Here is an 11269-nt window from a genome sequence, read left to right on the forward strand (position 1 = left end):
ACAGGTCCCGGGTGACGTCCCCGAGCAGTTCACCCAGGGACGCGTTGTCCGCTTTCACGTGCGCCGCGCTGGGCGGCGGCTCCGGAATCTGGCTACTCATCACAGACCACCCGTCTGGCCGCCCCGGGTGCGTTCCTGGTTAAGGGGATCATCCGCCAGGGGGTCTTCGGCGAGGGCACGGTCGCGCAGCGGGTCATCGGGCAGCTGGTTGCCGGACCAGGGTTCCTCCACCAGTTGCGGGCTGTCCAGGCCGCTGGCCGGGCCGGCCGCTTCCGGATAGCTGCTGCCGGGTGCACCGCCGTCGTAACCGGCGGTAGTGGTTGCCGGACCCGGCAGCTGGACCGGCGGTGGCGGAACCGTTCCACCGGCAACGGGATAGGACTGGTTGTACTGGTCGCCGTACGCAGTGCCGAAATACTGGCCGGACAGGCCGGCAGCGCCCGTGCCTGCCCCGCGGTTGGCGGAGGAATCGGGGGCGCCTGCGGTGAGGCCGCGGGTCAGGCGTCCGGCCAGGACGCCGGCGCCGGCCGCGAGGAGCAGGAAGGTTCCGGGGTTGTTGCGGGCGTACCGCTGGACCTCGGTCAGGAGATCGCCCGGCTGCCGGTTCTCCAGCCAGGACGCTACCGAGGAGGTGCGTTCTGCTGCCTGGCGGATCAGGTCGCTGGCCACGCCCTGCTGGTCCGGGGCGCTGGCCATGCTGTGCAGCTGGCTGGAAATGTTCCGGATGCCTTCGGCCGCCTTCTGCTGCTGCGTGCCGGCCTGGCTGGTCAGGCCCGACTTGGCCTGGTGCAGCAGGTCCTGGGCATTGGCCTTGGCCTCCTGCGCCACGTTCGCAGCCTCGCTCTTGGCGGTCTCCGCCACTCCCTGCGCCGCGGATGCAGCGTGTCCGGCAACATTGGAGGCCTCCTCCTTGGCTGCATCCGTGCGGGACGTACCCGACGTGTCCCCGGTCTGGACTCCGGTCGTCTGGGTGTAGCCTGGCTGGCTCTCGCCGGTGAGGGGAGTAGCGGCTGATGGGAAGGTGGCGGGTTCCCGCTCACCTGGAATTCCTGTATTGGCCGGAGGAGCGGTGTAAGCGGGGTCCTCGGGCCATTGGTTCTCTGTCATCTTCGCTCTCTTTCCAAGAAGGCCGGTTGTTGATCAAGAACCAGCAATACTGGCCGTAAAATAGTAAGCATGATTACCAATAAAAGGTAAGTACCCTTGCTAAGCGAGTTATAACGGTTCCAAAATGTCAGCCGGGAATGGCGAGGGCCTGCCCGGTCACAACGAAGTGGAAAGTGGTGGGAAACGTGGACACAGCTCCATGGGTATGGGTGTTGGTTGCCGTCGTCGTGGTGGTGCTGATTGTGGTGCTGCTCCTGGTCGGTGGAAGGCGCCGGAAGGCGATGCAGGAGAAGCGGGACCAGGAGCACCGGGAAAAGGCTGCCGAAATCCGGCGCGAGGCCCAAAATATGGAAATCGATGCCCGCGAACGGGAAGCGAAAGCTATTCGGGCCCGGGCTGACGCAGAGCAGGCCCAGGTGGATGCCGCGAGGCTGCGGCAGGAAGCCGAGAAGCGCAGCCAGGAAGCCCAGTCACTCCGCGGTGACGTTGCCAGCCATGCCCGGAAGGCTGACGAGCTCGATCCTGACGTCGGAACCGACGGCAGCGGGCGGGACCGCCGCGTGGAGCATGACGGCCGGGTGGCTGGCCGTACAGAGCACGATGGGGGACCGGTCCGTGACCAGGCTGCCGGCCGGGACGGGCACGGCCCGGACCTTGCGGGTCGTGACCGCGATGCCTACCGTCATGATGCAGTTCCAGCCAGCGACCCGGCCGGGCGGGGCGATATGAACGTCGAAGGTGTCGGGGCCGGTCGTGGCAGCGACCTGCAGGATGACTCTTTGGCCGACGTGGACCGCGCAGGCGCTCCGGGGGCTGAGCCGGGCCGGAGGCGGGAAGCCCGCGCTGCGGACGCTTCCGTCCCGCAGGATGTTCGGGAAGAAGAGGATCGCCGCACCGGCATCTAGCCCATGTCTGGCGGCCGGGCCGGCGCTCGCCCACCCCGTTCAACGGATCGGCGGCAGGCCTGCCCGCCTGGCCGCTTCGTCAGGCGCGGCTGCCCGGGCCGCTGCGTGGCTTGAGGACGGGGGAAGGGCTTACCCCTTCCCCCGTTCCCATGCCCGCAAGGACTTCCTGGACGGCGGCAATCGATGACACCTGCGGTTCCCAGCCGAGGATCCGCCTGGCGCGGCCGGTGTCCATGATGGGCGCCCCGGCCGCCATCTCCACCCAGCCTGAATCAGTGGGCTGGATCCGCGCCCGCCACGTGAGATCGACGACTGCGTGCAGCAGCCGCATGGGGATGGGAAGGATCCTTTTGGCCCCTAGGATCCTGGCAAGTTCGTGCGGATCCAGGACCGGCTCGGCCGCAATGTTGAACGCGCCGCTGGCGCGTTGGTCCACCACCCGCCAGTAGGCCTCGGCCACGTCGTCCGCATGGACCGCCTGGAATACCAGGTTGTCCGGGACCGGAAGTATCGGAATCCAGGGTTTCCGTGGCACGAACCGCGAAAGGAGCCGGCCCAGGAAGTACCTGCCGATTTCACTTCCCGCTTTTCCCTGGAAGATCAGGCCCGGCCGGAGCCTGGCAACGGCAATGCCTGGTTGGGCGGCGGCGAAGTCGTCCAGGAGCCGCTCCTGCTCGGCCTTGTGGCGGCTGTAATGCGAACCTTCCATCCCAGTGGCGGGCCACGACTCGTCCCGGCGCTGGTCCTTGCCTGCCTTGGCGTACGCGCCCACGGAGGATGCGCATACCACCTGCTTCACACCCGCTGCGGCTGCGGCTTCCAGGACGTTCCTGGTGCCGGTGACATTCGTCCGGTGCAGGAGGTCCAGGTTGTGGTTCGGTTGGATCTGCCACGCCAGGTGGACTACCGCATCAACCCCGGAAATCGCCTTCGCCAGCAGTGGCCTGTCCTGTTCCAGGCCCACGTCCAGGGTGTGCCAGTCGACGCCCTTGTAGGGTTGCCGGGAAGTGTCGGGCAGTCTGCGGCTGATTCCCACGAGCTGCAGGGTTCCGGGTTTCCGGGCTTCCTGGCGCTGCAGGTTGCGGAGCAGTGCTGTTCCGGCGTTTCCGCTGGCCCCGGTGATGGCAATGCGCATGGCAAGGACTCCTTGGCGGTTGGTTTGGGTGTCCCCTACATTCCGAGCGTACAGCGGAGGAGTGTTGTTTTATAAGCAACCTTATGATTTCCTACTTCTAAGTCTTGCCGCAGGCTTTCGGAACCAGACCGAGGGAAACCAAAATCCATGCCCGAATCCTTTGCCGCCCTGGCCGTGCCCGCTGCCTCTGCCCACCCCGGGCAGCAAGAGGCAGCGCAACAACAACACCTGCCAGCCGCCTCAGGACGGCTGCGCGAGACGTTCGAAAACGACCTTGTCCTGAGATATCTCGACCTCGCCGAAGCCCTTGCTGCACGGTTCGAGGCCCGCGGCCGCGAGCGCGCGGACCTGAACCAGGTGGCCTATCTGGGCCTGGTGAAGGCGGCACGCGGTTTCGACCAGGCCAAGGGTGAAAGTTTTCCGGCCTATGCCGCCCCCACCATCACCGGCGAACTCAAGAGGTACCTCCGCGACCGGACGTGGGTTGTCCGTCCACCACGGCACATCCAGGACCTGAGGACCCGGCTGTTCCGGGCGGAGCCGGAACTGACCCAGTCGCTGGGCCGGAATCCCAGCGTTGCCGAACTCGCCGGTGAGCTTGGGACTGATCCGGCTGAGGTGCAGGAGGCCATTTCGGCGTCCAGCAGCATGCACCCGGATTCCCTGGACGCCGTGAACCCAAACTCAGAGGCACCATCGATCGGGGAGGTGCTTGCCTGCCCGGAAACACCGCTGGAGCGGCTTGAAGAGTTGGCCTGCCTGCGGGAGGCGATGCAGGACCTTAGCGAGTCTGACCGGGAGCTTCTGTACCGCCGCTACTTCTGCGAGGAAACGCAGGTCCAGCTTGGAAAGCGGCTGGGCATGTCCCAGATGCAGGTGTCCCGCCGACTGGCCAAGGTGTTGGTGGAATTGCAGCGGCGACTGGAGTCAGGCACCCAGCCCTGCAGCCCCGAAACCGGCAACGGAACCAGGCCCCGCACGGCGACCGGCGACGCAGTTTCCGCCCACGGCACACCCTTCCGGCAGGTCCGCAGCGGCGGACACGCTGGCGCTGCCGGCAGCGGTGCCGGGCGCCGCCTCGGCGGAACATCCACAAGGTAGCCCGTTCCGCTAAACGGGTCAGGAAGCCCCTCCCGCCGCCGTCCGGCACGTCGTATGACGACGGCGGACCACGGCTTAACGGGCAGTCGTGCCCGCCTGCTTCGGGAGGCCGCGGGAAGTCCACGGAAGAGTGCCTGCCCCGACGAAATTCCTATCTTGCCTGTTCAGGGGGCCAAAAGAAGCTGCCCCGGCAGCCGAAAAAGAATGTGCCCGTGTTTAGGAGCAGCAGCAGGAGGGAACAGGTTCGTTATGGAAAGCTCTGAAACCTCCAAGCTCCGGGCTGTCCTGTTCGACAGGGACGGGACCCTTGTGGTCGATGTGCCCTACAACGGCGATCCGGGCAAGGTACGGCCCATGGCCGGCGCGAAGGAAGTGCTGGACAGCCTGCGCGCGAACGGCATTGCCACCGGAGTCATCAGCAACCAATCCGGCATAGCCCGGGGCCTGATCACTGAGGCGGACGTGGCAGCCGTTAATGCCCGGGTGGAGGAACTGCTGGGGCCTTTTGACGTGTGGGAAGTGTGTCCCCATGCGGAGCAGGACGGCTGTTCCTGCCGCAAGCCGGCTCCCGGAATGGTCCACAGCGCCTGCCGGAAGCTGGGGATCGAAGAATCGGAGGCTGCCCTGATCGGGGATATCGGTGCCGACGTGGGGGCGGCGGAAGCTGCCGGTGCCACGGGGGTGCTGGTGCCGACACCGGTGACGCGTGCCGAGGAGGTGGCCGCGGCGCGGCTGGTCGCCCCGGATCTGGCGTCGGCCGTAGGCCTGCTGCAGGAGACGCCCTGATGGGCCGCGTCCTGGTGGCACGGCTGGACAGCATGGGTGACGTCCTGCTGGCGGGTCCTGCCGTGCGCGCCGTGGCGAATGGCCGGCACCAGTATGGCGGCAGCTCGAACCATGTAGTGATGCTGTGCGGGCGCCAGGGTGAGGCTGCCGCCGGCATGCTCCCCGGCGTTGCTGAGGTATACAGCTGGGACAGCCCCTGGATCATGAATCCTGCGCCCAAAATGACCGGGCCGCACGCTGACAGGCTGATCGACTACGTCCGCAATTCACGCATCACCGAGGCCGTCATCCTCACGTCCTTCCACCAGTCACCGCTGCCGCTGGCCCTGCTGCTGCGGCTTGCTGGGGTGGAACGGATCACTGGCGCCTCAACGGACTTCGCCGGCTCGCTGCTGGATGTGCGCCTCAAACCGGGCGAGGACTTTCCCGAGGACCAGCCGGAGGCGGAAAGGGCCCTGGGTATCGCCGAGGCCGCCGGTTTCCGGCTGCCGGCTGGTGACGACGGAAAGCTGCGCGTCGGCTCCATCCCGGACGTGACGGATCTGGTGGGCGAGGAACCCTACATTGTTGTCCACCCGGGAGCCGCTGTCCCCGCCAGGGCCTGGCCCCCACTGCACCACGCCGCCGCCGTCGAACTCCTCCAAGGTGCCGGACACCGGGTGGTGGTGACTGGAGGGCCAGGCGAAAAGTCCCTGACGGCCACGGTGGCCGGGCCCTCGGCCCTGGACCTCGGCGGACGCACTGACCTCCCCACCATGGCCGGCGTCATGGCAGGCGCCGATGCCGTGGTGAGCGGCAACACCGGACCCGCCCACCTGGCCGCCGCGGTAGGCACACCCGTGGCGTGCCTGTTTTCCCCCGTGGTTCCCGCCATCCGCTGGGCACCCTACGGGGTATCCCTGGAACTGCTCGGTGACCAGAACGCGCCATGCCGGATGTCCCGCGCCCGGGTGTGCCCCGTCCCCGGCCACCCCTGCCTGGACTCGGTTTCGCCGGAGGAAGTGGTGGCGGCGGTGGAACGCCTCATCAGCGGAGTGAGCTCCTTCAGCACCCACGTCAGCACCCGTAGAAAGGCCCGCAACAGATGAGAATCCTGCTCTGGCATGTCCACGGTTCCTGGACGGACGCCTTTGTCCGCGGCCGTCATGAATACCTGCTTCCCGTCCTGCCTGAAGGCGGGCCCTGGGGGCTGGGCCGTGCCGGCAGGGACTGGCCGGAATCAGTGCGGGAGGTGGACCTGGCGGCGCTCGACGCCGAAGCCGTGGACGCCGTCGTCCTTCAACGGCCCGAAGAGATCGACGAAGTGGTGCGCACCCTGGGCCGGCTGCCCGGCGTCGACCTGCCGGCCGTCTTCGTGGAGCACAACACGCCCAAGGGCAACTTTCCCAACACCAGCCACCCGCTCGCGGAGCAAAGCAACATCCCCGTTGTCCATGTCACCCACTTCAACCGGCTTGCCTGGGACAACGGCTTTGCACCCACCACCGTCATCGAGCATGGAATCCCGGACCCGGGCCGGCTCTACACGGGTGAACTTCCCGAATTGGGCGTGGTGGTCAATGAACCCGTCCGCAGGGGCCGCGTCACGGGAACGGACCTGTTGCCGGCGTTCGCCTCCGTGGCGCCCCTGCAGGTCTTCGGGATGAAGACGGACGGGCTGGCAGCAGCCACCGGAATCGACGCTGCACGGCTGACGTCCAGGGGCGATCTCAAAACCCGGGACCTGCACCGGGAACTCGCGCGCTGCCGCGTCTATGTACACCCCATGCGCTGGACGTCGTTGGGGCTGTCCCTCCTGGAAGCCATGCACCTTGGCATGCCGGTGGTGGTGCTTGCCACCACGGAGGCCCCCAGGGCCGTGCCCCAGGAAGCCGGCATCGTCTCGGCCGATGTCGACGAACTGCTCCGTTGCGCGGAGCGCCTGATTGCCAATCCGGATGAAGCCCGCCGGCGGGGTCTCGCCGCCCGCGAGGCGGCGCTGGAGCGTTACGGCCTGGGCAAATTCCAGGACCGCTGGGATGAGCTGCTGGCGGACCTGCACACCCGGCCCCGGCACTCCATCAACCAACGGCCGGACGAGCGGATCCTTGTTCCGGCGCGGGAGAGGAAGACTCCATGAAAATCGCCATGATTTCTGAACACGCCAGTCCTCTGGCGGCACTCGGCGGGGTGGACGCCGGCGGGCAGAACGTGCACGTTGCCGCGCTCTCCGAGGCCCTGGCCAAGCGTGGCCACCACGTCACCGTCTACACCCGCAGGGACGCAACGGAGCTTCCCGAACGGGTCAGGGTGGGACGCCGCTTCGAGGTGGTCCATGTGGACGCCGGCCCCGCGCGGCATGTGCCCAAGGACGAGTTGCTGCCCTATATGGGAGAACTCGCCGACGGCGTGGCCAGGGACTGGGGACAGCAGCCCCCGGACGTGGTGCACGGCCACTTCTGGATGTCCGGCCTCGCTGCCCTGGACGCCGCCCGCCGCACCGACACCGGCTACCGGGTGCCCATGCTCCAGACGTTCCACGCTCTCGGGACGGTCAAGCGGAGGCACCAGGGCGCCGAAGACACCAGCCCGGAGGCCCGGCGCTGGCTGGAACCGGGCGTGGGACGCGCCGCCGACCGGATCATCGCCACCTGTTCCGACGAGGTCTTCGAACTCAAGGCCATGGGCATCGCCACCGGCAAGATCTCCATCGCGCCCTGCGGCGTGGACCTGGGCTTTTTCTCAACTGAGGGGCCAGTGGCCGCACGGAAGCGCCGCTACCGCATCCTCTCCGTGGGGCGCCTGGTCCCGCGCAAGGGCGTGGACCTGGTGATCCGGGCCCTCCCGTACCTCAAAGCGGCCGGGATCGACGACGTCGAACTCCTGATCGTGGGCGGCGGTGCTGACTCCGTCGGGATGCACGCCGATCCGGAAATCCGCCGCCTGCTGGGCCTTGCCGCGGAACTGGGGGTGGAAAGCCACGTGACTCTGCAGGGGCAGGTGTCCCGGGCCGAGATGCCCGGCATCTTCCGCAGCGCCGACGTGGTGGTGTGCGCACCCTGGTACGAGCCCTTCGGCATTGTGCCCCTGGAGGCCATGGCCTGCGGAGTGCCGGTGGTGGCAGCCGCCGTTGGCGGGCTGCGGGACACGGTGGTGGACCACGCCACCGGCCTGCACGTGCCACCCCGTGATCCGGAGGCCATTGCGTCCGCCCTGTCGCTGCTGCTCGAGAACCCCGCCTTGAAGAAGAAACTTGGCCAGGCCGGCGAGCGCCGGGCCCGCACCCGCTACTCCTGGGACCGGGTGGCAGCGGAAACCGAGAAGGCCTACCAGCTCGCCATCGCCGGCGTCCCGGCAGGTGTTGTACCCATGGAAGGAGCAGCACTGTGACTGCCGAATGGTCCCTGCGCGAAGCAGACCTGCGCACCCTGACCACGCCGCCGGCGCTGCCGGCCGTGCTCCCGGGCGCCACCTTCGTTGACCCGGCCAGTGCCGACGCCGTCCGGACCCACCTGGACAACGTGCTGCCGGCACTGGACTCGCTGCGCAGCCAGTCCGGCAGGCTCGCCGCCTGGGGCGTAGAGCTTGCGCAGCGCCTGCTGCGCGGACAGCGGCTCCTCGCTGCCGGCAACGGCGGGTCGGCCGCTGAGGCGCAGCATCTGACCGCTGAGCTGGTGGGCCGGTTCGATTCCGAGCGGGTCCCGTTCTCCGCCATCTCGCTGCACGCCGAGTCGTCCGCCGTGACAGCCATCGCCAATGACTACGGCTACGACGACGTCTTCGCCCGGCAGGTGCGTGCGCACGGCCGCTCGGGTGATGTGCTGATGCTGCTGTCCACCAGCGGCAGGAGCCCCAACCTGCTGCGCGCGGCGGAAGCGGCTGCCCGGCTCAACGTCACCACCTGGGCGCTCACCGGCAGCGGTCCAAATCCGCTGTCGGACGCCTGCGACGAGGCCGTGATGATCGACGCCCTGAACGCCAACGCCCAGGAGGGGCACCTGATCGCCCTGCATGCGGTGTGCCGGGCCTTCGACCTCGAGGTTGCCCGGCACACCCCGTCCCTTGTGCCGGGGCTCGCGAACGGGGGCCGGCCATGAGGATCGTTGTGGTGGGCGACGTGATGCTCGACGTCGACCTTTCCGGTGAAGCCACCCGGCTCAGCCCGGACGCCCCGGTTCCCGTGGTGGATATTTCCGGCGTCCGGCGCCGTGCCGGCGGCGCGGGCCTGGTGGCACGGATGCTGGCGCAGGACGGCTGGCCGGTCACGCTGGTGACAGTCATTGGGGATGACGACGCCGGCAGCCAGTTGCGCACGCACCTCGCCGGAGTGCGGCTTGTTGCAGGTACCAGCGGCTACCCCTCGCCGGTGAAGACACGCGTCCGCGCAGGCTCGCATCCGGTGGTCCGTTTCGACCAGGGATGCGAAAAGACGCCGGTCCCCGACGTGAGTCCCGCCATGCTTCGCGCTGTGGAGCAGGCCGGCGTGGTCATCGTTGCCGATTACGGTCGGGGCCTTGCAGCCAACCCGCAACTGCGGGACCTGCTGGCGCGGCTGGCCCGCCAGGTGCCCGTCATCTGGGACCCGCACCCCTCCGGCCCGGAACCCGTGCCCGGGGTGGCGGTGGTGACACCGAATATTTCCGAGGCCACGAAGGCCGTCCAGGCCGCCGGAAATGTTTCCCCCGCGGACCCCGCTGCCATTGCCGGCGTCCTGCTGGAGCGGTGGCGCAGCCAGGCCGTCATGGTGACCAGGGGCGAGGAGGGAGCCGTCCTGCTGCAACAGGACGGAGCCTCCGCGAAGGCCGTACCGGCTCCGCGGGTGGAGGCGGGGGACCCCTGCGGAGCCGGCGACCGGCTGGCAGCCAGCCTGGCCATTCACCTCCTCGCAGGACGCGACCTGCCTGAAGCGGCCGCCCTGGCGGTTCATGACGCCGCCGATTTCCTGGCCGCCGGGGGAGTCGCGGCCCTGCCTGATACCAGTGTGGAGGATGGGCCCGAAGGCCAGAGGCCTGAACCGGCCTCACGCCGGCGCACCACCGAACCGCTGCTGCTGGCCCGCTCCATACGCGAAAGCGGCGGAAAGGTGGTGGCCACCGGCGGCTGCTTCGACCTGATCCACGCCGGACACATCCGGTCCCTCACCGCGGCCCGGGAACTGGGCGACTGCCTCATCGTCTGCCTGAACTCAGACGATTCCGTGCGGCGCCTCAAAGGACCCGAGCGGCCTATCATCGGCCAGCACGACAGGGCGGAACTGCTCCTGGCGATGGAATGCGTGGACGCGGTCATGGTCTTCGACGAAGACACCCCCGAAGCCGCCCTGGCCCGCCTCCGCCCCGATATCTGGGTCAAGGGCGGGGACTACAAGGGCGCCCGCCTGCCCGAAGCAGAGCTCGTGGAAAGTTGGGGCGGCCGCTGCCTCACCGTCCCGTTCCATCCCGCCCGCTCCACCACCGGCCTGGCGGCTGCGCTCGCCAAGGTGAGCTGACCCAGCCTGGCCCTGACTTGTTCTCCCCACTGAAAGGAACACCATGACTGCAGAATCAACTGCACCTGCCTCCACCACGCCCGGCCGCGTCCTGGTGACGGGAGGCGCCTCCGGACTGGGCGCCGCCGTCGTCGAGGCCGTCCTCCGTTCCGGCGGCACCCCGGTGGTGCTGGACCGCGACATCAGCAGCGTCTCCGGCGTGAAGGCGTTCGAGGTGGACGTGGCGGACCGCGCAGCCGTGGAGCATGCGGTCCGCGAAGCCGCTGACACCCTGGGCGGCCTGGATGCCGTGGTCACCGCCGCCGGCATCGACCGCTGCGGCAAGTTGGCCGACGTCGAAGCCGCGGAGTGGGAAAAGGTCATCGGGGTCAACCTGATGGGCACGGTTTCCGTAGTGCGCGCAGCCCTGCCCTACCTCAAGGAAACCCACGGCCGCGTCGTGACTGTGGCCTCCACCCTGGGCAAGCGCGCCGTTGCCGACGCCACCGCCTACTGCGCTTCCAAGTTCGGTGTTGTGGGATTCAGCCACGCGCTGGCTGCGGAAACGGGCGGCGAAATCGGTGTGACCACCATGATCCCCGGCGGCATGAAGACCCGGTTCTTCGACGACCGCACCGAGCAGTACAAGCCACAGGACGATTCCAGGCTCAACGACCCCGCCAACACGGCGCAGGCAATCCTGTTCGCCCTGAACCAGCCCACCGGCTGCGAGGTCCGCGAAATGCTGATCTGCCACGAGGAAGAGGGCTCCTGGCCCTAAACCGGAAG

Annotated in this window: 11 protein-coding genes; 9 read left to right on the forward strand and 2 right to left on the reverse strand. The window is 68.3% G+C overall.

The window, feature by feature from the left end; translation table 11 throughout:
• Positions 1-99 precede the first annotated feature (99 nt).
• Positions 100-1107 carry a hypothetical protein gene (locus ACTJK0_RS16910; RefSeq protein WP_440745982.1) on the reverse strand — a complete coding sequence of 336 codons (1008 nt, stop codon included), beginning with the start codon at positions 1105-1107 and terminating at the stop codon, positions 100-102.
• A 185-nt stretch (positions 1108-1292) separates the two neighbouring features.
• On the opposite strand from ACTJK0_RS16910, the gene ACTJK0_RS16915 reads away from it, so the two are divergent.
• Positions 1293-2012, forward strand: a complete 720-nt coding sequence (locus tag ACTJK0_RS16915; protein ID WP_440745983.1) for a hypothetical protein — start codon at positions 1293-1295, stop codon at positions 2010-2012.
• A gap of 79 nt (positions 2013-2091) precedes the next feature.
• Here the strand turns inward: ACTJK0_RS16915 and ACTJK0_RS16920 are convergent, their stop codons facing one another.
• Entirely contained in the window at positions 2092-3147 is a 1056-nt protein-coding gene (locus ACTJK0_RS16920) for an NAD-dependent epimerase/dehydratase family protein (protein WP_440745984.1), read from the reverse strand.
• 147 nt (positions 3148-3294) lie between these two features.
• Between ACTJK0_RS16920 and ACTJK0_RS16925 the strand changes: the two genes are divergently transcribed.
• From ACTJK0_RS16925 to ACTJK0_RS16960, 8 genes are all read left to right on the forward strand, one after another.
• Positions 3295-4248: a sigma-70 family RNA polymerase sigma factor gene (locus ACTJK0_RS16925; RefSeq protein WP_110544068.1), complete on the forward strand. Its 954-nt coding sequence runs from the start codon at positions 3295-3297 to the stop codon at positions 4246-4248.
• A gap of 249 nt (positions 4249-4497) precedes the next feature.
• The gene (locus ACTJK0_RS16930) at positions 4498-5034 is read left to right on the forward strand and encodes an HAD family hydrolase (protein ID WP_110544069.1); all 537 of its coding nucleotides are present in this window, start codon (positions 4498-4500) and stop codon (positions 5032-5034) included.
• Entirely contained in the window at positions 5034-6122 is a 1089-nt protein-coding gene (locus ACTJK0_RS16935) for a glycosyltransferase family 9 protein (protein WP_110544071.1), read from the forward strand. The genes ACTJK0_RS16930 and ACTJK0_RS16935 overlap by 1 nt, the downstream gene beginning before the upstream one ends.
• Positions 6119-7153: a glycosyltransferase gene (locus ACTJK0_RS16940; RefSeq protein WP_440745985.1), complete on the forward strand. Its 1035-nt coding sequence runs from the start codon at positions 6119-6121 to the stop codon at positions 7151-7153. Before ACTJK0_RS16935 ends, ACTJK0_RS16940 begins: the two co-directional genes overlap by 4 nt.
• Positions 7150-8403, forward strand: a complete 1254-nt coding sequence (locus ACTJK0_RS16945) for a glycosyltransferase (protein WP_110544074.1) — start codon at positions 7150-7152, stop codon at positions 8401-8403. Before ACTJK0_RS16940 ends, ACTJK0_RS16945 begins: the two co-directional genes overlap by 4 nt.
• Positions 8400-9110, forward strand: coding sequence for an SIS domain-containing protein (locus tag ACTJK0_RS16950; protein WP_110544075.1), 711 nt, complete (start codon positions 8400-8402; stop codon positions 9108-9110). The genes ACTJK0_RS16945 and ACTJK0_RS16950 overlap by 4 nt, the downstream gene beginning before the upstream one ends.
• A complete protein-coding gene (locus tag ACTJK0_RS16955; protein WP_440745986.1) occupies positions 9107-10501 on the forward strand; it encodes a PfkB family carbohydrate kinase in 1395 nt (464 codons plus the stop codon). Before ACTJK0_RS16950 ends, ACTJK0_RS16955 begins: the two co-directional genes overlap by 4 nt.
• 43 nt (positions 10502-10544) lie before the next feature.
• Positions 10545-11261, forward strand: a complete 717-nt coding sequence (locus ACTJK0_RS16960) for an SDR family oxidoreductase (protein ID WP_110544079.1) — start codon at positions 10545-10547, stop codon at positions 11259-11261.
• Positions 11262-11269 lie beyond the last annotated feature (8 nt).

This window comes from Paenarthrobacter sp. 22069, from assembly GCF_052046035.1.
Lineage (GTDB): Bacteria > Actinomycetota > Actinomycetes > Actinomycetales > Micrococcaceae > Arthrobacter.